Source organism: Candidatus Zixiibacteriota bacterium (genome assembly GCA_034003725.1).
Lineage (GTDB): Bacteria > Zixibacteria > MSB-5A5 > GN15 > FEB-12 > WJMS01.
Window position 1 is genome coordinate 64156 of the sequence record JAVEYB010000012.1, and the last position, 22871, is coordinate 87026.

Here is a 22871-nt window from a genome sequence, read left to right on the forward strand (position 1 = left end):
TACTACTCGTTCAATTCGCTGATACTGACTTTGACGCTGTCTTCGAGATAATCCTGGCCAAGTGTCACCAGCGTGTCGCCGACCGACACGCCTCGACTAATGATAACCAAACCGTCAATCTCGGAACCAAGTTCAACGGTCCGCCGCTCGGCTCTGCCGTCGACGACCACAAAGACGGTCGGCTGTCCGTCCAACTGTATGACGGCCCGCCGCGGAACAGCGACGACATCGGCCAGAAGGTCCCGGACATACTGGATCCGAACGAACATACCCGGGCGAAATGACCCTTTCGGGTTGTCGATGAGCGCCTCTACCTGAAACATTCGGGTGACCGGATCGGCGGAACTCGCGACCGCTACGACGCTGCCAACGGCGCTTTCCGAGACACCATCCGCAGTAACTTTCACTTTTGCACCCGACTCAAACGTGCCTATCTCTTCGGGATTCACGGCGAAACGGACGCGGAGGCGATTTGTCGTCGCAACGGTCGCCAACCGGGTACCGACCGTCACCTGATGCCCCGGGCGGACATCAATCGCCGTGACGACACCTGCGATCGGCGTTCTGATTTCGACGAGCTGGGTTACGGCATCGAAATCGGCGCGGGCGACCTCATACGCAAGTCCAGCGTTATCGAATTCGAGCTCAGACACGGCGCCCTGCTCAAAGAGAAACTTCATTTTGTTGTAGTTTTTCTCAGCGTTGAGGAACGTGGATCGGGCTTCGCGGTATTTCGATGACGGCCCGGTTTTATCCAGCGAGAGTATGACCTCATTGGCTTGTACTCGATCGTCTTCTTTTACCCACAGGCTGTCAACCGATTCCGCCAGTTTGGCGAACAGCACAGCCTGCCGCTCGCCTTCGAGCGAGCCGGTGTATGTCTGCCCCATCTCCAACGTACGACTGTGGACGATGTCCGCGCGTACCGCAAGGACGCGTTCGCTCTGCTCAGTTTGTTTCGGGTCGCTGCAGGATACTAACAGAAGGCCCACCGCGGCAATTACGACCCGCGGGTGATAGTGTCTGGTCATGCTCACTGTTCCGTACCTATTCCAAGAGTTGTGGCTTTTTTCAATCCGGCGCGGGCGGCGCGAAAGGTAAAAATGGCCTGTGCCTGGATGCGGCGTGCTTCGGTCAGCGCGGCCTGTGCCGACAGAACTTCCAACTGGGTTCCAACGCCGGACTCATAGCGGAGGTTGGCAATCTTCAGCCCTTCCTCGGCTGAGGCGATGGTTGCACCCTGGATGTCGACCGCCTTTTTCGCCTGTATCAGATGATCGTACGCCTCCTCGACTTCGAGGGAGATATCGTCCTGCGTTTGTTTCAATCCGAGGCGTGCCTGCGCAAACTGGGCTCTTCGTTCACCTACGTCGCCGCTGCGCCGAAAACCATCGAATAGAGGAAAGCTAAGGCGAAGGCCCGCGGTCCAGGAGTTGCTGTTGTTCTCCGACATGGTGAAGTCGTCCGAGGCCGATTGCCAGTCCCAGGCAGCCACTGCTTCCAGTGACGGCCAGTATTCGGCTTTGGCTATCTTGATGCCGCGGCTCGATATCTCAACGAGTTCCCGAGCCCTCACCATCTCCGGCCGGCAGAAACGAGCCGTATCAGTCAGCGCCGGGAGATTTGGGAGATCGCTCAGCGACGTATCGGTGGTCGGATCAATCAATTCGACAGGCTCGGTGAGATCGATGCCGATGAACGACTGAAGTCGCTTGCGGGCAAGTTTCACTTCGGATTCCGCAGCCAGTAACTGAGGAAGCAGATTCTGCTTCTCCACCCGCGCGCGAAGCACCTCGAATTCCGAGACAAGTCCTTGTTCGTACTTCTTTTCGGCGACATCGAGATTGGCGCTGTTAGACGCCAGAGCCTGTTGCAGCACTTCCAGGTTGGACTGTGCGAGAATGGCGTGAAAGAACAGCAATTCGGCCTGGTACGAGACCTCGGCGCTCACCTGATCGGAAATCGCCTCGGCATAACGCTTGTAGCGTGTCGCGATATCTATCGCGGTGAAGACTTTGCCTCCCTGCCACAGCGTCTGTGACAGTGACACTTGAGCGCCATAAGAGTTCTTAAAGCCGGTCTGCAGTTCCGTGGTTTGGCCGCCGACTACGAAGAAGACGCTTGGTATACGAAAGCTTCGATTGTACGACGCCGTGAAGTTGAGTTGCGGAAACGCATCGGCGCGCGCCCGGATGACGTCCGCCTGAGCGATCTGCACATCCTGCTGTGCCGCCAGATACTGACGGTTGAATTCGAGCGCCCGCCGCCGGACCTCTTCGACCGTCAGGGAGGTCTGCGAAAACAGGGTGGGCGACAGACCCATGATGAGGGCTGCGATTACTGTCGGTACCACGAGGCATCGACCCGGGTACAAGCTGCGATCGGTCTTTCCTGTCATGAGACGTTCTGCCTGCTGTCGGTGAAACGATAACAAGTATTCATCGCACGCGTGAATACCTGAAGCTGTTCTTCAAGCGTGAGAGAGGCCGGGTTAAGGGCCAGCCGTGCCGCCAGGCCATCGATGAATGCGACGGTGACAATCCCTATCTGCCGCCTCTCCGCGGTGGATCGTCCGAACGCCGGATCGAGGTGCAATTCGAAGAACGACAGTGCGTCTTCGTAATGGGAAAACAGAAACTTGCGGATCCGCGGAATGCGCATCGACTGTACCCAGATATCCAAAAGATTCCGGAACTCGCGAAAGTTGTCTGCGGCCTGGTGTTCGAGGAACGCCCGGGCAAATTCCCCCGGTCCGAAGTTGGTGCCGGCAAGGGGTTCAACTGCGGTGCGGAATCGGTCCAGCATGAAATCGACCAGCGCGAACAGGATATCCTCTTTGCTCTTAAAATGATAATACAACGCCCCTTTCGTCAGCCGGGCGGCTCGGGCGATTTCTTCCGTGGTGGTTCCGCGATATCCCTTTCGGACAAAGAGCCGCTTGGCGGCATTGAGCAGTTCCCGGCGGCGTTTTTCGGCCGGCTGCTTGGGGCTTTGTCGGATCTTTGCCATAGCGCTCCTTCGTCGCCGCAATTATACCTACTCGTCGGTAGGTATCGGCATACCTACCAGTCGGTAGGTAAACGTATGGTCTTTACACGAAGGGTCAAGTGAAAAGTTTCACTTTTCTTCTTATTTTTACATAACCGCCCAAGGTCATGGGAACGAAAGCCTTAGAACCACTTCTTCAGGCGGAAAAAGACGATCATCCCTATCATAATCAATAGGATAACACCCAGTGACACATAGTACCCGAAGTCCCACTCCAGCTCGGGCATATGACTGAAGTTCATTCCCCACAAGCCCACCAGAAACGTCGGCGGAATGAAAATGGCGGTCAATATGGTCAGTACCTTGATTACCTCGTTCGTTTTCGTAGACACCGCCGAATAATAGACTTCCAGCGACGAGATCAAATTTTCCCGGTAGGCATCGGAGATATCGTTGATCCGGACCAGGTGGTCGTAGATATCCGAGAAGTACACGGCGAGTTTCTGAGAGATCAGTGGGGTGTCGCCCCGCGACAACTGGTAAAGCAGCTCTTTCTGCGGCATGACGATTCGCTTCAACTGGATTATATCGCGGCGAAGCGTGAAAATCGACCGGAGCGTCTCCTCGTCGGACTCCCCCAGCACGTCATCTTCGACCTGATCCACCTCATACTCGAAGGTGTCCAGAATGGCGTTGTAATTGTCGACGGCGGTATCGATCAGCGTATGAAACAGGATGTCAGCGCCGCGCGACAACAGCCGCTCATCGCGTTCGGCGCGATGGTACAGATAGTCAAAAATTCGGTGTTCGTCGAAGTGAACGCTGACGAGCACATTTTTCGTGAGGAACACGTCCAGCTCGCTCGCCTTGAGCCCCTCTTCCCTGCCGACATAGTCGACTACCTGAAACACGACAAACAGATACCGTTCGTAATCATCGAGTTTGGTCCGCGGACGCTCCGAAATGACGTCCTCGATCGCCAGCGGGTGGAATCGGAAATCATGTGTGAGCACGAACGACTCATCGTCGGTCGGGGTCAGCATGTCGACCCAGAGGACGGCGCCGGGTTCGGCCGCCATGCGGTCGAAGTCGGCGATTCCCTCAATCACCTGGACGCCCTTGTCGGGGAGGTAGTAGAACGACCGGATCACACCTTCTCCTCCTCGATCAGGGTACCATCTTCGGCGATGTGGTCAAACAAATCCTTCTCCTCGTGCGCCCGGAAGTCCTTGATCGAGATGCGCTGGAAGCGCAGGTAGCCCAGACCCAGGATGAAGATTGGGAGAAGATCGATCAGATGCAGCGCCAACGCAAACAAAACTGCATCGGAACGCCCCACGGCAAATGCTGTCAGAACCGTGGACACGGCGACTTCAAACGTTCCGGCGTTGCCGGGAGTGATGGGAATCATGAGCACAAGGCTGTTAATGATCATGACAGCTGCAGCGACGGCAAATTCGAGATCCAAGCCGAACGACTTGAACAGGAAATAGACGACCAAAACATGAAACAGCCACGAAGAAAGCGAATACGCAAGGATGCCGGCCATATGCTGGCTCGACTTGAGCAATTCAATGCCTTTGGTAAATGATCGCAGGAACTTCATGAGGGTGATGTAAAAGCCGGGCCACCGTTCACGGAACCAGCGGGCTCCAAGCGCCTCCAGCGTCTCACGGTATTGCAGAATGAGATAGAGAATCACCACCAAGACAGCAGTGAGGGCCACTATGACAAACGAGACGGAACGGTACTGCTCGGGAAAGACGAATGCGAGCGACGTAATGATCAGGAAAACGATCAGGCTGACGGCGTCAAACAGCACCTCCAGCACGATATTGGAGAAAATGAAGGTTTTCCGTAGACCCGTTTTTCTTGCGAACAGGATCATCCGCCCAACTTGCCCGGTCAACACCGGCATGAGCGTGTTCAACACCTGTCCGGCGGCGTACAGCGACGCTCCCCGCACGACCGGGATGGGAGTCTGGTGCGAGATCATCAGCCTCCAGCGCAGCCCGCGGAGGATTTGGAACAGAAACGAGGCGAGGACTGCCGGAATCGCATACCAATAGTTCAGGCGGGAAGACAGCTCTCGAATATCTATTGCACGTATATCCTTGACGCAGTATATCAACAGCGCAATTGCGATGAGCGCGCCCCAGAACTGTTTCTTCTTCCAGAATGTGAACATTGGTGCTCTCGAACAAAACTAAACCATCCGATCAAGATAGACCTCATGTGCAATACTGTCAATGAAATAAACCGACGGAGAGGGGCGTAAGTTGTTACACTTCAGCGAGTAAGTCCTGCCGAATCCAGCCACGGCGCTTGTTTTCGAACAGCACGTTGTACCACTCACCGGATTGATTGAGGATCTCAACGACCAAACCCGGGGCACCCTGGAGTTCGATGTCGAGGTCCTCCGATGGTCCAATGTAGACGGGACACTCGTCGCATGTCAGAACCGCCCACCGGGTCAGGAAGTCGTGGCGATATTTGAAAGTTGTCAATGCGGCCGACACGACAAGCAACAGTGAGACTGCGATGATCCAGCGACGTAACCCATTCCCATGCCAGCCGAGACCAAAGCGGAGCGACAGGAGCACAAACAGACAGATGAACAGCAGCGATGACAGCCATGCAAGTGTAGTCAGACGGAAGTCCGATACGGCGGAAATCATCAGGCTCGATACCGGATTGAGCTGCACGCCTTCCATCTGGACACGCGTGAAGCCACGGGCAAAGGCAAGGTTGGCTTCAATGTCGCTGTCACCGGGATCCAGTCGCCGGGCGCGCAAGTAGTTGAGTACCGCCCGGCCAAGGTCTCCCCTTTTGAAATAGGCGTTGCCGAGATTGAAATACAGCGGCGCCGATTCAACGCTGTCGGCCAGGATCGCTTCGTACAGCACGATGGCGCTATCGAACGAACGTTCCTGATAAAGCACGTTGGCTTCGTCAAACGCCTCCCGGCGCGTGCCCCCGTAGAGGGAAGTAGCGCCTGCCAGGATCAGCACCGCACAGACACCGGCAAACATACAGAGTTTACGCAAAGGGAACACTCTCCATCCGCACGATCAATTGCTCGGCACGCTGCAAAGATGACTTGATATCCTCGTCGTTGATCGAGGCCGGTGCAAAGCGGGCAAAGTCGCACTCGCGCAGAAAGCCATTCGTTTCTTCCACGAGCGCGGGGTCGGCTCCCCGGTCGACCAGCAATGCCCCTATCTTATCACTGGTCAGGCCATGCGGCGACAGGTTCAGCTTATCGGCGATGTATGACGTAACGGCGCGGCTCAACTCGGCATAGAATTGCTCGGTCCTGTCTACCGAAGCCATGCTGCCGGCAGTGCCAAGGCGCTTTCGTGCAATCCGAGAGGCCGATCGAGACCGTGCGTATCCGACATCTTTGGCGAGCCGTTCACGACGAACCCGGTTCACAGCCATCCCGATCATGACCAGAACGGGCAATCCGTTAATGGCGACATACAACGGGTCAGTGAGGATGACGGCTCCCCGTTTGCGCAAATCACCGAGATCCTGCTTGATGAACCTGATGTCACGAGATTGAGACCCTATGCTGACACCCGGGCCGTCATACGGCATGGTTGCATCGGCAGCGTACCCGTCGGCAGCGGTGACCGTAACTTTTATGGGTCGCGTTCGTTTGGTTTCGTACTCCGATTTCCTGGGATTGAAGTAGGTGAATTTCAGCGACGGTATTTCCAGTTCACCCGGCCGGCGTGGAATAAACACTTCTTCGAATGTCTTCGTCCCCCCGACCTGGTCGTCCACCTTGGTTACGTTCTCATTGCTGGAGGCACGATACACGCGAAAGTCTGCCAGATCTCCAATCTCGGGCTCCGCCACCGACTTCACGTTGCCGAAGCCCGTTATCTCCACGGTCACAGTCACAGGTTGATTGACCTCGACTTCCGTCTTGTCGGGCCGGGCGGAAATATCAAACCTGCCGATCGTACCGGAGAAGTCGTCTGGGCGACCGGCAGTCGGCAGCGGACGTACAGTGATGGTCATGGGTTTGGATCGGACGGTAATTTCCTCTCCGCGGTTGAAGAAGTCGTCAAAGATGCTCCGACGTTTCGTGCGGCTGGGAGCAGCAACTGTCGTGCGAATCAGCGCGCGGCCGATCGTCAGTTCCCCCGTTTGTGTGGGAAACAGGGCGTATTTGACCTCAAGCACCTGGTAGTTACGGCCGCTGATTTTCTGATAGTACGGCGCACGGTTACCCAGCATCTCCGTCCAGAAGCCGGTTGTGGGCGGCTGTGTCAATTCGGGCGTGTTGTAGTATTGCACCGCGATATAGAACTTGAGCGTGAGGGTCACCTGCTCGTTCACAAACGGGTTGTTTTTGTCGATTTCCGCAGTCAGGAAGTAATCGCGCGATTTTCCGGATTGGTCGACTGAGTTGTTCTCAAGTTGCGGCGGGGCGGCCTGCCCCTTATCGACAACCGTCAATTCAATGGGATTGCCGACATAACGCTTGTTGCGGTATACGACGGCGATATTCTCGATCGGATAGACGCCCGGTTCACGCGGCAGCAGCATGTACCGGTACGTCACGGAGACGCTCATCTGGTTGTTGAGAATGCTGATATTGCTGGACCTCCCCTGACTATACACATCAAACCTCGGCAGGGTCGGCAATTGTGGAGCCGGCAGATCCTGGTCGCTCCCGGCGACTACAATCTGTAGAATCGCCTGCTCGTCCATCCCGATAGTGTCCTGATCGATGGTCACGTCGACCTTGACGGGCGGCGGCGTCACCTGAGACGACACGGGCGGAACAACAAGCAAGACCGCCGCAAGTATCCAGGCACCGAGAGCGATGTGTGCGATTCGAGTCATTGCATCTCACCAGTCCTTGCCCAGGTACGAACTCGCTTTCACGTTTCGCCGTACCTTCTTTTGGACATCCTGCTCATCATCTTCGAGCGCGTTGAGAATCCGCTCCGCATCTTCTTTGCTCATCGGCTTGTCCTGCGCCTGTTCCGGCTGCTGCTGCTGTTCGTCCTGTTGCTTGTCCTGCTGATCCTGCTGCGGTTGCGGTTGCTGCTGTTGTTGCTTTTCCTGTTGCTGTTGCTGCTGTTGTTGCTCGTTTTGCTGCTGCTGTTCGGGTTGTGTCTGCTCCTTCAGCAGGCGTCGGGCCAATTCAAGGTTGAACTTGGCGTCCATGTCGTCGGGGGCTACCTCGAGAGCCTTCTTGTACGACTCGATAGCCTTGGGGTAGTCCTGCGCCTTGAAGTGCGCGTTACCTGAGTTATAATGCGCACGGGCCTGTTGCAACACGTCATCAGTCTTGATCGCTTTATCGTATCGTTCGAGCGCGGCCTGATAATCACCCTGCTGATACTGGACATTGCCGATATTGTAGTCGAGTTCCGGCGACTCCGGCAATTCGGTCTCGGCAATCGAATACTGCTCAAGCGCCGTCCGGTAGTCCTTATTGACAAAGGCTTCGTTCCCCTTGCGAACCGGTTCCACCGGCTTCCTGGCGAATGCAGGCGATGAAGCCGCCACGGCGGCGGCGCAGAGAATCCAGATTGTCGTTCTATGCATGGTGTGCTCTCCCGTTGGGCCTCTTACGCTCCGGAACGAAAAACTCGACGACTACCAGCAATAATGCAAACAGCAGCGGCCATTGAAAGCGGTCCTCATACCGTGTGACGAGCGAACCTTCCAGTTCCTTTTTCTCAAGCCGGCTGATTTCGTCAAGGATCTTATCTAACTCCATTTCACCGGGTGTCGCCAGATAATATTTCCCCCCTGTTGCCAGTGCCACTTTCTGCAGGGTCTGCTCGTCCAGACGGGAAACGACGACCTCGCCGTCTTCGTCCTTCTTGAATCCAACCTGTTTCCCACTGCGATCCATGATTGGAATCGGTTCTCCCGATGGACTGCCTATTCCCACAGTGTATATTCGAATGCCCAGTTCGCGGGCAGACTCCGCCGCCTCCAGCGCCGTCTTGTCGTGCGTCTCGCCATCCGTCAGGAGTAGAAGAACCTTATACTTGCGCTCCTGTTGGTCGAACGACTTCGCAGCCGTCTTGATGGCCTCAGCAATAGAGGTCCCCTGAATCGACACCGACTTTTCATTCATTGCCGTCAGCAGCATCTGGGCGGCAGGATAATCGACGGTCAAGGGACACTGCACGAACGCTTCGCCCGCAAAAGCAATGAGTCCAACCCGGTCTCCTTCGAGACGGTCGATAATCGTTCTCACCTGCTGTTTGGCGCGTTCGAGCCTGTTTGGCTGCATGTCGCGCGCGAGCATCGATGTCGAGACATCGACTGCAATTATCAGGTCGATCCCCTGTCGCTTCACGCGTTCAAGGTGAGTCCCGAACTGGAGCCGAGCCAGGGCCGCCGTGATAAATACCAGCGCCAGAACCAGCAGGAACGCCTTGGTACGCTGGCGTGCGAACGAGATATACGGTGCGTTCTTCATCACCAGCGGGATATCCCCGAAGCGCTGCAGCAGGCTCTTCTTCCGAGCGACGGCCCAGAGAACGAAGACCGCCATCAGGGCCACCCCTATCAACAGCATGAAGTTTGTTGGCTCTGCGAATCTCATACCATCAACCGACTTCCACGTTACGGGAGTTTCCTGAAGTAGCTGTTGGCCAGCACCATCTCCAGTACCAGCAAAACAAGTCCCGCATAGGCGAAATAGTGAAACAGCTCCCGATACTGCATATGCGAGGACGTTTTGATTTCGGTCTTCTCCAGCTGGTCGATCTCCACATATATTGATTCCAGTTCCTCACCGGAGCGAGCTCGGAAGTAGCGTCCCTTTGTGCGGTCAGCTATTTCCTTCAGCACATCTTCATCGATACGGGTCGGGCTGTAAATGTACCGCTTGCCGAAAATCGGGTCGTCATAGGGCACCATGGCATTGCCCGGCCGCCCTGCGCCGATCGTATAAATCTTGATATCAAAAGTCGACGCGATGTTCGCTGCCGTCAGGGGATCGATTTCTCCGGAGTTGTTCACGCCATCGGTGAGCACGACCATGATTTTCGACTTGGCATCGGACTCGCGCAGCCGGTTAACCCCGTTGGCGATTGCCATACCGATTGCCGTGCCGTCATCAAGCACGCCGAAGTCGACCATATCGACAAACTGGAGCAGGACGCCGTGATCGACGGTCAGCGGACACTGGGTAAAGGAATTCCGCGCGAACACAACCAGTCCGATTCGGTCGTGCGGCCGACGTTCGATGAATTTCTTGATTTCCTCCTTGGCAACATAGAGGCGGTTGTGAGGTTTGAAATCCTCGGCCTGCATGGACGACGACACGTCAAGGGCGATCATAATGTCGATCCCTTCCGAACTCTCTTCGACAATCTCCGTCCCCGATCGTGGGCGTGCCACCGCCACGACCAGCAAGGCGAGAGCCAGCACGCGAAACACCAGGAGGATCGATCGAAAGCGCTGCCGTCCCGACCTGGCCGCCCGCTTGACGATACGAAGATCCGAATACTTTATAGTGGCTGAAACCGCCCGTCGCATTTTCAGGCGAAAGACCAGCATCGCAGCTATCACAAGTGCGCCAACGATGAAGATGACCGCTGCCGGAATGACAATGTTGGCTCGTTCAAACACGCTGAATCCGAGTCCGGCAAACTCCAGATTACTCATGCGGCCTTCTCTTTCTCCGCCCGCCGGTTCTTGCCGTTGGTCAGGCGGGCTTCCGCCTCAACTTTTCGCAGATGCTCGTCGCGGATATCGGCAACCAGATCGTGTACGAGGTTAAGATCCTGATCGCCCCGACCCGGCTCCGGCGTCGCGCGGGCAAACTTAACGAGGTCGGCGTGCTGGAAAAAAGACATCAGGCGATCGAACCACTCCCCGGGAAGTGCAATCTGGCAGAAGGCGGCATCAAACTCCGATGTCGTCATTTCGAGCACGTCGAGTCTGTACATCCGGCCCAGAAACGCACGGGCAATGTCGGTTAACACAAAATAGTACTGCTTGTGTGCTCCCGCGCCGACAAGATTCTGCTGCTGCAGCAACGCCAGTTCCTCGAATGCGATTTCCCACGGTGTCCGCGTGTCGACCGGTGCGATGGCGGCCCGGCGTCTCCTCAACAGCAGCCATACGATCAGAGGCAACACAATCAGCAGCAGCGCAGCGCAGCCCCAGTAATACCACACCGGGATTTCGGACTCAAACTCATATTGCGATTTGAGCGGTTTTATATCGAGTGTGTCGGCGTTATCGCCGAGCAGCGATTTCACCTTGACAGGAATTCCCTCGGTCATGATGAGCCTGGAGGTGCTGTCCGGCAGTAGGAATATAACCGGCAAGGGAGGTACGACGTAGTCGCCCGTGGTGAATGTAGATATCGTAAAAACCGTCTCGGAGCGTTTTCTCCCGTCATCGAGTGTGGTTTCTATGTCAGGTTGATAGTCCTTAACCTCAAATGCGCCGAGATTGGCGCCTAGCGGCGGCGGAACCAGCTCAATAGTGGAGTCGTACGTGATCGATACGCTATATGTGATGCGATCGCCAACATAGATTTCCGCCTGACTGACGGAGGTCTCGACCGTCACACCGGGAAGCGACGTTACCGTATCCGGCTCCTGGGCCATTCCCCGGATGTCTGTCAACGCCAGAAGCGTTGCGAGGGATATCGAGAGTCGAACGAGCGCATATCTCATAGTACTGCTCACTGCACGTTCTTTTCGTAGAACTCGAACCGCTCCGCACTGGCCAGCTTCTGCAGATACCGGGTGTATGCCGCATCAGCTTTTTCCTGCTGATAGTCCAGAAGCACGGCGGCGCGGATCGAATCGTAAGGCATTCCGTTATAGCGATCTTCCTGATGCGCCAGGTAGTATGTCCGCACGTCCACTGTATCGATCGTCATATCTTTCATGACCTTGTCTCGGAGGAATCGGTCCACGACCAGTGAACGCGCATAATCGTCCACCTGCCTGCGAATCTCGGGTTCCTGGTCATATCCTTCGCGCAGGGCGGCGCGGTGCAACAGTTCCACACCGGCGAGTCGGCGAGCGTATTCCACCCGGTCCGCCCGATTCGCTAGCTTTGATTGCATATCGCCCGGAAGCGACTGAATGCGCTCCTCAATATCTGAGGTGTATATTGTCTTATCGCCGACTATGGCGACAACACTATCGCCCGTCTTGCGTACATCAGAATCCACCGCGGTTGCGGACTTCAGCTCTCGAAGAGCATCGATTGTCTGTCCCATTTTCTCCAGAGAGACGATGAGATTGCGCGAAGCCTCGTCGCTGTAAGGTGCGTCCGGAGCGACAGCTCGGGCACGGACGTAGTAGGCTGCGGCATTCCGGTAGTCGTGCATGTCCTCGAAGTAAATCCGGGCAATCAGATAATTGAGGTTGCCCCGCTCGTGTGAGTCGAGCGAGGGATTATCGAGAATACTCCTGTATTCATCAATAGCCGCGCTGTAGAGTTTGTTACTCCGAAGCTCACCGGCAATTTTCGTTGCGGTTTCAACATCGACCGATTGGCGGTCGGCGCACGTTGCCAGCATTAAAGCCAGGCCGAATGCCAACCATATGCCAGGAATGCCAGCCCTCATTTGCGGCGTTCTCTCATCTTGAAGAAGTTGATCAACGGAACGATATACGACCGGTCAGTCCGAATGTTAATACAATCCATGTCGATCACCCGAAACTCTCGCATGAGATTGGCGAGGTCTTCGGTCGCACGCGCCTCGAACTCCCGCCGGAACTCATTCGATCCGGTGTCAACGAGAAAGACCTCACCGGTTTCGACGTCCTCGAGTTCGAGCAAACCCACGTCGTCGAACGTGCTTTCACGGGGGTCCGTGATTTTCATCGCGATGATATCGTGTTTGTTGTTGGCGACCCTGAGGGGCTTCTGATAGTCGCTGGACAGAAAGTCGGAAACGAGAAAGACAACCGACTTGCGCTTGATAACGCGGCTGAGATACTCCAGGGCGCCCGCGATATTCGTTCCGATGCCGGTCGGTTCAAAAGCCAGAATCTCGCGGATCAAACGCAGGACATGACCACGGCCCTTCTGCGGCGGCACGAACTTCTCTATGGTGTCCGTGAATATGATCAATCCGACCTTGTCGTTGTTTTTGATTGCCGAGAAAGCCAGAAGCGCACACAACTCCGCGGCGGTATCCGATTTGAACCGTTCCCGCGTACCGAAGCGACCCGACGACGACGCGTCGACCAGAAGCACTACCGACAGTTCGCGTTCCTCGCGGAATTTCTTGACGTGCGGGAATCCCGTCCGGGCGGTCACGTTCCAGTCGATCAGGCGGATGTCGTCGCCGGGCATATACTCACGTACTTCCTCAAACTCCATTCCCTGCCCCTTGAACGTGGAATGGTATTCACCGGAAAAGAGATCGTTGACCAGACGCTTGGTCCGAATCTCGATCCTGCGAACCTTCTTGAGGACTTCTTTCGGGATCATCGACACGGTTTACGGCACCTCTACGGCATCGAAGATTTTCTGCACGATATCGTCGGAGGTGACCTCTTCGGCTTCGGCCTCATACGTCAGCAGAATTCGGTGGCGCAGTACGTCGGGGCCAATTGCCTTGATGTCCTCAGGGGTGATATAGCCGCGCCCCCTGAGAAACGCGTGCGCCTTGGCGGCCAGATTCAGGTTTATCGTGGCGCGCGGCGACGCGCCGAACGAGATAAGATCGGACAGCGCCTGCAGACCATACTTCTCGGGTTCGCGCGACGCGAAGATGATGTTGACGATATACTCCTTCACCTTGTCATCGACGTAGATAGAGCGGATGACCTGTCTCGCTCGTACTATATCTTCCGCGCGAATGACCTTCTCCACGCGTATTGACGCGGCGCCGGTGTTGCGATCCATGATTTCCCGTTCGTCGGCGGGCGACGGGTAACCGATCTTCAGCTTCAGCATGAAGCGGTCGACCTGCGCTTCCGGAAGCGGATAGGTTCCTTCCTGCTCGATCGGGTTCTGTGTTGCAAGAACAAGGAACGGCTCATCGAGCGGGAACGTCGTCTCACCGATCGTCACCTGTCGCTCCTGCATCGCTTCGAGCAGCGCTGACTGCACTTTCGCAGGGGCGCGGTTGATCTCGTCCGCGAGGATGATATTGGCGAAGATCGGCCCCTTCTTGACAAGGAATTCTGACCGCTGCGGATTATAGATCATCGTACCGATCAGGTCGGCGGGAAGTAAATCGGGAGTAAACTGCAGCCGTTGGAACTTGACCGAAATCGCGTCGGAGAGAGTCTTCACGGAAAGGGTCTTGGCAAGGCCCGGCACCCCTTCGATAAGAATGTGGCCGTCAGCCAGAATCCCGATCAGCAGGCGTTCGACGAGGTACTTCTGCCCGACGATAACGGAACCGATCTGGCCGGTGAGGCGATCGACAAACGCCGACTCGCGTTCGACAACGGCCTGTATCTGTTGAATGTCAGTTTGCATGCAGCCTCCGCTCTATATTCACTTACATCTTGTCGAAAAACGATCGTAGGTCGTTAGCCAGGCGAACGGTCTCACCCGGCGAGGGATTGACAGGCTGGTACTTTTCCCGCTCGGCTCGCTGCAGCCAGCCGACAATCGAGTCGCGCTGGGCGTCGCTAAGTGCCGTGTGGGCAATTGCCGAAGCCACTTCATCCGCGGTCTTGCCCGCAAGCGGCAGATCGAATTGCTGTTCGAGATAGTCAACCAACATAGAAAACAGTCCCGTCTGAAAGCGCTTCAGATCGGAACCCGCTTCCTTCTGCAGAGTGGACAGCCGTTCGAGAAGGCGTTCCGCGGGCGTCTTCTCGGGCATCTCCGCACGAGCACGTCGCCGCCTATAGGCGTACACTGCACCGCCGCCGGCCGCAACACAGGCTCCTGCCAGCACGAGCAACCAAACCGGTAGTCGGTCGGGCTGAGCGTCTGGCGGACGAGGGGCTGCAATAGTTATCGACACCGGCTCTGTCACGACTTCGCCGGGGATGGAGTCCGGCCACGACAGGAAGGCAATGGTAACGGGCTCCACCCTCCCGATACCTGATTCGGTCGGGATAAGCGAAAACTCGAAGCGTTTCGTGGTAACTTCCTCGCTGCCGCTGCCGGTCGACGATATTGACGTAGCGAAACGGCCCACCCGCAGCTTGTCCAGGACAGGCTGCAACGGGCGCTCGAAGCGGTATGCGGACTGCGGGCTGGACCACGTGAGCACGAACTCAAGCACCGCCTGCTCCTCGAATGGCGCTTCGGTGCGGTCGATCGACTGCGTCAGAGTGATACTGCCAGCCCCGATCGCAATCGATCCGACGAATAGTATTGCTACAACCGTTAACAGCAGTCGAATGTGCATTCCCGATAACCGGAGTTTCGTCAAACAAGGCCCGTACCAGGCCGCCTTGCCGGCAGCTAACTATCTGTCCAGTCAAGAGTTAACATCAAGGGCGGAGCCTTGCCCAATTATACTCATCTTGCAGGCGTTTGTTTCAATTTTGTTATCGCCCCAGCACCATGGCGAACAGACCTACAATCATCCCTGTTTTGAGCGCCATCGAACCCACCCGCAGCAGTCGCTTTGTCGGATTTCCCCAGACAACGATGAGCAGCGCCAACAGCGGAAGATCGATGACATAAACGGTCAGAATCTCATATGCCCGACTAAACCAGTCATAGTAGATCGGCACGAGTGTCAGCAGCACAAGCACGACAAACAGCCCAATAGCAATCGTCAGCGCTGCCACCGGACCGACGAACTGAGGAATGGTCTTTACATCGGCCCGGCGATCCCCTTCAACATCCTCGACGTCTTTGATGATTTCGCGCACCAGGTGAAACAAGACCGCGAAAATCGCCGGTACGGCCGGGCCAGGCAGCACACTCAACAGGCGCGGATCAACCGCCATTCCCCCGACTACAAAGGTGAGTCCGCCCAGTATCGCAACAACAAAGTTGCCGACCAGAGGCACTCCTTTCAGGCGGATGTTATAGACGAACAGCGCTATCGCCGACAGCGTTACCACTATCAGTACCTGCCAGGACACGAGGAGAGAGACAACAATCGCCAGCGTGTTGAATGCCACCACCAGCAGTTTCGCGCGCGGCACGGACACGGCACCGCGCACCAGCGTCCGACGAGGGCGGTTGATGCGATCAATAGCGAGATCGACCACATCGTTGAGCATGTTACCTGCCGCACAGACCAGAAACACTGCGACGGACGTCAGAAGCACTGGCGCCACGGGCAATCCCGGACTGGCCAGATAGGCACCTACCCATACCCCCGCTGAGGCAACAGCGCAGTTGACCGCTCGTATGAGTGATAGATAGTCTCGAATGACTCGCACGCCGGAGAATATCGGCAAGAACGGAGGCTCGTCAACAACTATATGTCGGTGGAGAATTCGACCGCGAGCCGAGGCCCGTCGAGCTCCGCACCCTGGCCCCATCCGAACGACACCCGCACGGACCGTTCTTCCCCGACAACCGCAATCCCTCCGCCGACACCGGCTCTATACGACTCACTGAGAGTGCCCTCCGCCTCGGTCGAATTGAGGTACGCCCCTTCGTAAAAAACGAAAAGATAGGCTGAGGTGAAGCGCAGCCTGGGTTCCAGGGTGCCGTACGCGGTTCGCTGAACCGCGAACTGGTCCGTACGGTAACCGCGGAGCGAACCCGGGCCACCGACAAAGAACAACTCTGCAAGTGGTGGAATGCGGTCTCCCGTTTCCAAGCCACGGTAGCGCGCCGAAATGTGCATGACTGCCGGGCCCGGCAGCGATGTGTAGGACTCGATATCGACGGCCGTACGCGTTTCGTTGAATGCGTTCCGCCCCGGTATTGTCAGAAGACTGTCCGAAGAATAACGACGAGCCAGGTACGTCAGTGACGTGTGAATCCGCAAACCCCCGGACGGATTCAGGGGATCGGTGATAGTGGAGCGTTCCAAACCAACCGAGGCCGAATAGCCGGAATAGCCGGGGGCAATACCGGAGGGCTCCACGCGTTTAAAACCCAATCCGAGAGTCAGGTCTGTAGTTGTGGTGAGTGCCGTGGTATAGGCTGCCTCTGCCGCGAATTCGTAGAAGCTCTCACGGTAATCACGAGTTGCGACAGAAACAGCTCCACGGTCTCGACCAAACCAGAACAGCGGCTGTTGATAGTCGACGGTCAATTCGGTTCGTCCCCGGTCCGGCCGAGCAGAGCGAATCCCGGCCCGCCGGCCGCCGCCGAAGATATTCTCCAGGGTGAGGCGGGCATTCCACAGAAGCCCCGTGTTGTCGTCCGGTCCGTACCCGCCGCCGCCAAAAAAACTCACTTGCCGATGCTCACGAAAAGGTAGTTCGAGATCGGCCTCTGTATAACCGGGCAAAATCCGGATGCCGGCTGGTCCGTTGAGATCGAGGTAATCAATTGTGCGGGCTTCACGTTCAACATCTGCCAGCAGAGCGGGTGTCAAAGGAGATCCGTCTTTCAACGTGAAGAAACGGCGCAGGCGCGCGCCATCAGTTCGTTTCAGCCCATCGAATATCAGTCGCCTCACGGTAACGACCGGCCCGGGGGTGAGCTTCAGGTCAAGGACCCAGTAGGGTGGCTCATCGGACTGACCGAGTCCTGTTATCCGGGCACGGACAAAGAAGTGTCCCTGCGTCCGGTACCGCTCCATGAGTCGGCCAACCGCATCATCCACAGATGCGGAGTCAAACGCAATGGGATGGGCGAGCTTGACCAGTGTATCGCCAATCCGAATGGCGTTTACCTGCAGCGCCGGTTCACCCGACGAAGGAGCAACGCCACCGAGAACGGATGTTACCGCCAGCGACACCAGCACAACAATGACTACCTGGAAAAGTCGCATGACGAGGGCTAGAAGCCCGCCACCACCTCCCCACGCCCGAAAATGCGGGCAGTGCGATTGTTCGCGTGTCGACCGGTTACGTTGAAGTTGATCCGCATACCATCACGTACCCCAAAATTCAGAATAACCGACCAGATTGCGCCTCGTACGCCCGGGCGGTTGTCGGTAAGCTGGTAAGATACACCGGAAATGTCGCCCTCGAGATCCTGCAGGTAAAGTTCAAGCGACGACCGAAGTTCTCCGCGCTGGATCACGCGCAGACGGGAGTCGAAAAGCGCCGAGTAGATCTGCGATCGAACACGCGAGACGTCGTCGGCGCGGCGATACGCACCGCCGGCAGACAACTCTCCGCCAGACAAGACCTGTCGCGCCGTGATTCCGAGACCGAACCCGGTTATGTCTCCCCGACCACCGTAGTAGGAATCGCGCTCGTGAGCAAAGACGCTGCCGGACTCTTCTATAAAGGTCTGGTGGATTCGCTGGCGCAGCTTGAGCGATCCCAAGCGGTCGCGTCGTTGTGGATCGGTGTCGAGAATACGCCGACGCTCAAGCTGGTCCGCATACTCGAGAACCAATACATGATAGCCGCCCAGCGGCAACAATCGTACATCGGCGGTGTACCGTCGTTCGAAGTAAAGAAACGGTTGACTCGGATCGCTGTAAAACGGCAAGGCCCACCACAAAGAACGATCACCGTCAGGCAGAAGCTCTTCACGAACGTCGGTCGTCAGACGGAGAGCTATGAGGTCGTACTCACGGGAGAAAAAGAAACTCTTCTCTCCCCGACGTACATCATCGGTGGTCGACAGTAGTTCCTCGACCCTTAAGTAATTGCCGTCCGGATCCGGAATATACTGCCCGTCTTCGAAAACATAATCGCCGAGACCGGGCTCAACTTCCAAGTATGACACCCCTCTCGCATTACGTGTTTCCTCTGACACGAGATATGACGATGTGAACGTCAACCGCCGGCGCACGTCATCGTAGCGCAGATGCAATCGGCCGAGAAAGCTCTCCAGGTCGTCCTTCGTCCGTGACAGCCACTGATATGTCGCGTTCGCGTCATATGAGAAGGGTCCGAATCGACGAATGGAACCAGCGGCAAGTCGACTCCGACCGAGAGCCTTACTCCACGATTCGTTCAAGGAGTCCTCATCGTAGAGCTCCCAGCGCAGGTAATCGGCGGCCTGTCGGATTTCCAATGTTACGCGGTCGTATCGGGCGCCCGTATTGTGCGCGGAGTACGTGTTGTGCCGGCGGTCGCGTTCGTATTCCGCCGACAGTTCCAGTCCGTTCAAAAGACCCACGGCACCGCCGATCTGCGCGTTGTCAATAGATCCGCGCCCCTCTTGTGACGCGCTGTCCAGATGCGACGATACCCCCTCATAGGACGCACGAGCCCGAATGCGGCGATTGGTTACTGAAGCCGCAACTGTCGTGCGGGAAGCACCGAATCGATCTCTGTACCGCAGGTCGCCGTATCCGGCGCCGACGGAGAAGCCCGCAACCGGCCAAACCTCTCCCCGGGCTTCGTGAAGTACCTCCGTAGCCTTACTCGCAAATTCGGCCGGTAAATACCATCGACGGCCGAAGTCCGGATCATCGAGTCGCTCTCGCGTCGTATAGCCCGCCTCCTTTACTCGTCGATGGAGCGACACCTGGTTTGGCGCATCGGAATTCCGCCAAAGTCGCTTGTACCGGAGGTCGTAGAAATCAGCGGCGTTGTCGTCGTCCTGACGAGCGGACAGCAGGTTTCGGTCGAACTCCGTTCTACGGTATTCCGCCGTGATCGTTCCCAGCCGGTTGCTGCGGGCACCCGCTATAAGCTGATACTCATCGCTGCGCGCGGGCGCAGTCAGTTCGATTACCGGTTCATAGTCTCCCAGGCTATCGCCCACGAAGCGATAGACATCCGAACCGACAAATTGATAGGACCCGCTGCCGGGGCCGACATAACTGAATGAGACCGAGAAATCTCCCGCTCCGTCACCCACATATTGAAACACCGAATCCGGCAGGCTATCCGGGATCAGCGAGTAATCGCCGGATGTGTCGGGTATCACTCCCGAGCGGAACACACGCGCGTCTCCGCCAACCTCCAGCAGACTCAAGTCCGCTGCCGAAAATTCACCCGCCTCCGGGCGTTGGGGATCGTCGCCCTCTCTGATCGCACCAGCCGAGAAGAACAGGCTTGAGTCGGCGGTGAGCGCGCCGGCTCTTCCCGCGAAAAGCTCCTGCTCGAAAGATGTGAGCAGAGGTTCATAGTCGATTTCGATCCTGCTTCGTGAATCCATCGGACGGCTCACCGTGAATGTGATTCGCCCGGTCGGGTAGTCCATCGTGTAGTCTTTGCTGGCCCCGCGCTCCAGCTTAACCCCGTCGAGCCACACCGACTCTGAGCCCGGGACTATCGCTTGTCCTGAGTTCCCAGTCACCTGGTAGGGTCCCTGAAAACCATCCGAACCGCCGAGGCGTGCAGTCTCGAACCTGCCGCGAGGGCGTGCTGCTGCTGCTGCCATATGCCAGTTGGGGTAGGACACCGCCGCTGAAGCACCCGACACCTGCTTTCCCATCAGTCGATTTGGCATCCCGCCGATCGTGATATCCCCCAGTTGCGCATGCAGACGTTTTGAGCGGAGTTGTACATTGACTTTGTCAAGTTCGCCCAGTCGGCTGTTGAGAGTGCCATAAGATGGATCATATCCTCGGTCCGTAACAGCGCCGGTGATTTCCACACCCGGCGTCAACTCCCCCTCGATAGTCATATTAAGCGATTGGCTGAACTCCGATGTCCCCGTCGAGCGTGCTGAGAAGCGAAAGCTCTTGGCCCCGCTCAACTGCACGCCCCGCCCCCCCGGCGCCGGGCGCCCCGCAGATGGATCAGTGATCGGCGACGAGAGCCTGCTTTCCGCTGCGGAGGATATATCGGGTATCTCGCGCCCAATCCAGCGACTCGCCCAATCGGGCAGCCGACGGTAAACCACCTTGAGCGTGTCGTCCGTGGAGAAATGCCGCTCCGTCAGTAGGAGAAGAAAGGCACCGGTGCCGGGGTCATAGAGGTAATCGCGGTCACGAATTAGGAGGCTGTCGTTCAGGTACAGCGAGTCGGAGTCGCCGATGATGATTGCGTTGTCGGTACTTACGGCCAGCGGAATGTCTGGGGCGACGAATACTCGGCGAACGAGCTCGACTGACGCTGATAACGTTGGTGGCGTCGAGAGAACGATGGCGACCAGAAATGCAGCGATTCGTGCATGCACCGCCGCCTCCGCTCACTCACCGTCGTTGAGAACTCGTCCGATCAGAAGGCGGTTGTGCGGGGAGTCGCACAGTATGAGACGGCCATCGCTCATCGCAGCTATGTCGGTGATGTCCGCGAACGAATGATCCGCCCCGAGGATTCGAGACTGCAATTCGAAGATGAGTCTCCCTGCCGGATCAAAACACAGCAGCGCCGGAAGATCTCGATCGACTACCCACACGCGCAAGGCACGGTCAACAGTCGCAGCTACGGGGTAGCGGAACACCTTTTCCCCAAAGGCGCCGGCGAAATTACCAAATCGGTCATATCGACTGACCCGGCTGTTCCCGGCGTCGCACAAGAGAAAGCCGCCGCGTCCATCAGGCGCGATTTTCTCCGGACTGGACACCTGCCCCCCAGAATATCCAAATTCGGCGATGAATCGATCGAAACGATCCGTATTGTCAAACAGCGCGACTCGGTCCTTGTCGCGGTCCGCGACCCAGATCTCGCCGTAATCGGTCAGGGCGACTCCCGACGGCTGACCAAAAAGAACGGGATCGTCAAACGTCAGAAGAGTGAGTTCATTCACAAACTGCAGGCGCGAGTTGAAGCGGCAGACACGCGTGTTGCCCCTATCGGCGACGAGTACGTTCAATCCGTTATCGACTGAGATAAAACCCGGACGATTCAGCAAACCCGGTGCGCTGCCGTAACCGCCAATGTCATCTCTCGGCGCAAGCTGGTGCGAGAGACTGATCACCCGGTGATTGCCGGCATCGGTGATATATATTGAGCCTCGGAAGTCTACCGCGACTCCATACGGGGCGCTCAGCGGCTCTCCCAGAATATCACCGTCGATAACGGTATCGAGGATCACTGCCGACGGCTTCGGAACAGCCGCCGATTCATCGCTAACACCACCCTGCTTCCCTCCACACGCCAGTCCCGCCGCAATCAGCGCTGTAGCAAAGATCAGTCTTCCGCGTTCGTTCAACATCACTCAAAATCGGTGTAAAACGTGAGTGATACCTGCGTTTTCGAGGCAAAAGGATTTATCCGCAGTTTCATATCCGAGCGACCCCGGGTGGCAAACGACTCGGTCGAGAACTGCTTGTTCAAACGCTGACCATCGCGAATAGCGTCAATCACCGAGATGATGCGGTCGACAATCGCGACCCCGATCATAAACTCGGATCGGCGGTCGGCTTCCCGGGCGCGGTTTTTCAGGTGCCGATACGTCTCCTGGTCTTCCTCACTCTGCCAGCGCCAGTGGTTATCGGGGGTGTCATTGAGGTAGGCGCGTTCGGGATCAAAAACGCGGCCAAACGTATTGTATTCATCAATGCTGGTGTAGAAGCCTACCAGGTCGCGGAACTCGTCATTTTTCCCATCTAGTCGGGCGTTCGCGTTCTGGGCGGCAAACCGGACGTAGTCGTCCTCCTTCCAGTTACCGTAGATTTTGAACGAGAAGTACCCGACCCATGTGAGCGCTTCGGCTGCGAAGAAGTAGCGTGCTTTCTTCTTGTTGCCCAGATAGTACTCCCCCGCTCCGGGAATGAGCGCAGACAGCAAGGCGGCCTTCAATGTTGACTTGCGCCGCGGTTGAGCGTCAGCATCGGTTGTAGTGGACTTGGGCACCGCCGTGCGGGTTGGATTGTCGAATTCGTCGGACCAGCCGCCAGCATAAAGGCTGATCTGCATGGCGTCCTGTACCGGCGTTGGTTTCAATTCGACAGCGCCCGTCCACGACGGCAACAGCATCGCGACGGCTGCAAACGTGGCAATCCTTCTCATACGACT

General features: G+C 56.9%; 20 protein-coding genes. All 20 read right to left on the minus strand.

From position 1 onward, the window contains the following. Nucleotides 1-2: 2 nt before the first annotated feature. Nucleotides 3-1031, minus strand: a complete 1029-nt coding sequence (locus tag RBT76_12805; protein MDX9858664.1) for an efflux RND transporter periplasmic adaptor subunit — start codon at nt 1029-1031, stop codon at nt 3-5. A 2-nt stretch (nt 1032-1033) separates the two neighbouring features. After that, nucleotides 1034-2398, minus strand: coding sequence for a TolC family protein (locus RBT76_12810; protein ID MDX9858665.1), 1365 nt, complete (start codon nt 2396-2398; stop codon nt 1034-1036). After that, nucleotides 2395-3009, minus strand: coding sequence for a TetR/AcrR family transcriptional regulator (locus tag RBT76_12815; GenBank protein ID MDX9858666.1), 615 nt, complete (start codon nt 3007-3009; stop codon nt 2395-2397). Before RBT76_12815 ends, RBT76_12810 begins: the two co-directional genes overlap by 4 nt. A 161-nt stretch (nt 3010-3170) precedes the next feature. Beyond that, nucleotides 3171-4139, minus strand: coding sequence for a magnesium/cobalt transporter CorA (gene corA, locus RBT76_12820; GenBank protein ID MDX9858667.1), 969 nt, complete (start codon nt 4137-4139; stop codon nt 3171-3173). Further along, complete coding sequence (locus RBT76_12825) at nt 4136-5176, minus strand: lysylphosphatidylglycerol synthase transmembrane domain-containing protein (GenBank protein MDX9858668.1); 1041 nt, start codon at nt 5174-5176, stop codon at nt 4136-4138. Before RBT76_12825 ends, corA begins: the two co-directional genes overlap by 4 nt. Before the next feature lie 94 nt (nt 5177-5270). Continuing rightward, nucleotides 5271-6035 (minus strand): tetratricopeptide repeat protein, encoded by a 765-nt coding sequence (locus RBT76_12830; GenBank protein MDX9858669.1) that lies wholly within the window; start codon nt 6033-6035, stop codon nt 5271-5273. After that, the gene (locus tag RBT76_12835) at nt 6028-7848 is read right to left on the minus strand and encodes a BatD family protein (GenBank protein ID MDX9858670.1); all 1821 of its coding nucleotides are present in this window, start codon (nt 7846-7848) and stop codon (nt 6028-6030) included. Before RBT76_12835 ends, RBT76_12830 begins: the two co-directional genes overlap by 8 nt. Nucleotides 7849-7854: 6 nt before the next feature. After that, a complete protein-coding gene (locus RBT76_12840) occupies nt 7855-8559 on the minus strand; it encodes a tetratricopeptide repeat protein (GenBank protein ID MDX9858671.1) in 705 nt (234 codons plus the stop codon). Then, nucleotides 8552-9574: a VWA domain-containing protein gene (locus RBT76_12845; GenBank protein MDX9858672.1), complete on the minus strand. Its 1023-nt coding sequence runs from the start codon at nt 9572-9574 to the stop codon at nt 8552-8554. Before RBT76_12845 ends, RBT76_12840 begins: the two co-directional genes overlap by 8 nt. 20 nt (nt 9575-9594) lie before the next feature. Beyond that, complete coding sequence (locus RBT76_12850; GenBank protein MDX9858673.1) at nt 9595-10641, minus strand: VWA domain-containing protein; 1047 nt, start codon at nt 10639-10641, stop codon at nt 9595-9597. Beyond that, nucleotides 10638-11663 carry a hypothetical protein gene (locus tag RBT76_12855; protein ID MDX9858674.1) on the minus strand — a complete coding sequence of 342 codons (1026 nt, stop codon included), beginning with the start codon at nt 11661-11663 and terminating at the stop codon, nt 10638-10640. Before RBT76_12855 ends, RBT76_12850 begins: the two co-directional genes overlap by 4 nt. A gap of 8 nt (nt 11664-11671) precedes the next feature. Continuing rightward, a complete protein-coding gene (locus RBT76_12860) occupies nt 11672-12520 on the minus strand; it encodes a hypothetical protein (protein MDX9858675.1) in 849 nt (282 codons plus the stop codon). A 44-nt stretch (nt 12521-12564) separates the two neighbouring features. Continuing rightward, nucleotides 12565-13440: a DUF58 domain-containing protein gene (locus tag RBT76_12865; GenBank protein MDX9858676.1), complete on the minus strand. Its 876-nt coding sequence runs from the start codon at nt 13438-13440 to the stop codon at nt 12565-12567. A gap of 9 nt (nt 13441-13449) precedes the next feature. Then, nucleotides 13450-14439 (minus strand): MoxR family ATPase, encoded by a 990-nt coding sequence (locus RBT76_12870; protein MDX9858677.1) that lies wholly within the window; start codon nt 14437-14439, stop codon nt 13450-13452. Between the two features lie 22 nt (nt 14440-14461). Next, nucleotides 14462-15325: a hypothetical protein gene (locus tag RBT76_12875; protein MDX9858678.1), complete on the minus strand. Its 864-nt coding sequence runs from the start codon at nt 15323-15325 to the stop codon at nt 14462-14464. A 142-nt stretch (nt 15326-15467) separates the two neighbouring features. Next, nucleotides 15468-16418 (minus strand): geranylgeranylglycerol-phosphate geranylgeranyltransferase, encoded by a 951-nt coding sequence (locus RBT76_12880; protein ID MDX9858679.1) that lies wholly within the window; start codon nt 16416-16418, stop codon nt 15468-15470. Continuing rightward, nucleotides 16355-17827 carry a BamA/TamA family outer membrane protein gene (locus RBT76_12885; GenBank protein MDX9858680.1) on the minus strand — a complete coding sequence of 491 codons (1473 nt, stop codon included), beginning with the start codon at nt 17825-17827 and terminating at the stop codon, nt 16355-16357. Before RBT76_12885 ends, RBT76_12880 begins: the two co-directional genes overlap by 64 nt. Nucleotides 17828-17835: 8 nt before the next feature. Then, on the minus strand, nt 17836-21087 hold the full coding sequence (locus tag RBT76_12890) for a hypothetical protein (GenBank protein ID MDX9858681.1): 3252 nt from the start codon (nt 21085-21087) through the stop codon (nt 17836-17838). Between the two features lie 12 nt (nt 21088-21099). Continuing rightward, the gene (locus RBT76_12895) at nt 21100-22068 is read right to left on the minus strand and encodes an NHL repeat-containing protein (protein ID MDX9858682.1); all 969 of its coding nucleotides are present in this window, start codon (nt 22066-22068) and stop codon (nt 21100-21102) included. Further along, nucleotides 22068-22865: a hypothetical protein gene (locus RBT76_12900; GenBank protein ID MDX9858683.1), complete on the minus strand. Its 798-nt coding sequence runs from the start codon at nt 22863-22865 to the stop codon at nt 22068-22070. Before RBT76_12900 ends, RBT76_12895 begins: the two co-directional genes overlap by 1 nt. Nucleotides 22866-22871 lie beyond the last annotated feature (6 nt).

Bases quoted from the DNA above. Each gene is read 5' to 3' on its own strand.
- RBT76_12805 (MDX9858664.1), bottom strand. From the start codon at position 1,031: ATGACCAGACACTATCACCCGCGGGTCGTAATTGCCGCGGTGGGCCTT.
- RBT76_12810 (MDX9858665.1), bottom strand. From the start codon at position 2,398: ATGACAGGAAAGACCGATCGCAGCTTGTACCCGGGTCGATGCCTCGTG.
- RBT76_12815 (MDX9858666.1), bottom strand. From the start codon at position 3,009: ATGGCAAAGATCCGACAAAGCCCCAAGCAGCCGGCCGAAAAACGCCGC.
- RBT76_12825 (MDX9858668.1), bottom strand. From the start codon at position 5,176: ATGTTCACATTCTGGAAGAAGAAACAGTTCTGGGGCGCGCTCATCGCA.
- RBT76_12835 (MDX9858670.1), bottom strand. From the start codon at position 7,848: ATGACTCGAATCGCACACATCGCTCTCGGTGCCTGGATACTTGCGGCG.
- RBT76_12840 (MDX9858671.1), bottom strand. From the start codon at position 8,559: ATGCATAGAACGACAATCTGGATTCTCTGCGCCGCCGCCGTGGCGGCT.
- RBT76_12845 (MDX9858672.1), bottom strand. From the start codon at position 9,574: ATGAGATTCGCAGAGCCAACAAACTTCATGCTGTTGATAGGGGTGGCC.
- RBT76_12850 (MDX9858673.1), bottom strand. From the start codon at position 10,641: ATGAGTAATCTGGAGTTTGCCGGACTCGGATTCAGCGTGTTTGAACGA.
- RBT76_12855 (MDX9858674.1), bottom strand. From the start codon at position 11,663: ATGAGATATGCGCTCGTTCGACTCTCGATATCCCTCGCAACGCTTCTG.
- RBT76_12860 (MDX9858675.1), bottom strand. From the start codon at position 12,520: ATGCTGGCAACGTGCGCCGACCGCCAATCGGTCGATGTTGAAACCGCA.
- RBT76_12865 (MDX9858676.1), bottom strand. From the start codon at position 13,440: ATGATCCCGAAAGAAGTCCTCAAGAAGGTTCGCAGGATCGAGATTCGG.
- RBT76_12870 (MDX9858677.1), bottom strand. From the start codon at position 14,439: ATGCAAACTGACATTCAACAGATACAGGCCGTTGTCGAACGCGAGTCG.
- RBT76_12875 (MDX9858678.1), bottom strand. From the start codon at position 15,325: ATGCACATTCGACTGCTGTTAACGGTTGTAGCAATACTATTCGTCGGA.
- RBT76_12880 (MDX9858679.1), bottom strand. From the start codon at position 16,418: ATGGGGCCAGGGTGCGGAGCTCGACGGGCCTCGGCTCGCGGTCGAATT.
- RBT76_12885 (MDX9858680.1), bottom strand. From the start codon at position 17,827: ATGCGACTTTTCCAGGTAGTCATTGTTGTGCTGGTGTCGCTGGCGGTA.
- RBT76_12895 (MDX9858682.1), bottom strand. From the start codon at position 22,068: ATGTTGAACGAACGCGGAAGACTGATCTTTGCTACAGCGCTGATTGCG.
- RBT76_12900 (MDX9858683.1), bottom strand. From the start codon at position 22,865: ATGAGAAGGATTGCCACGTTTGCAGCCGTCGCGATGCTGTTGCCGTCG.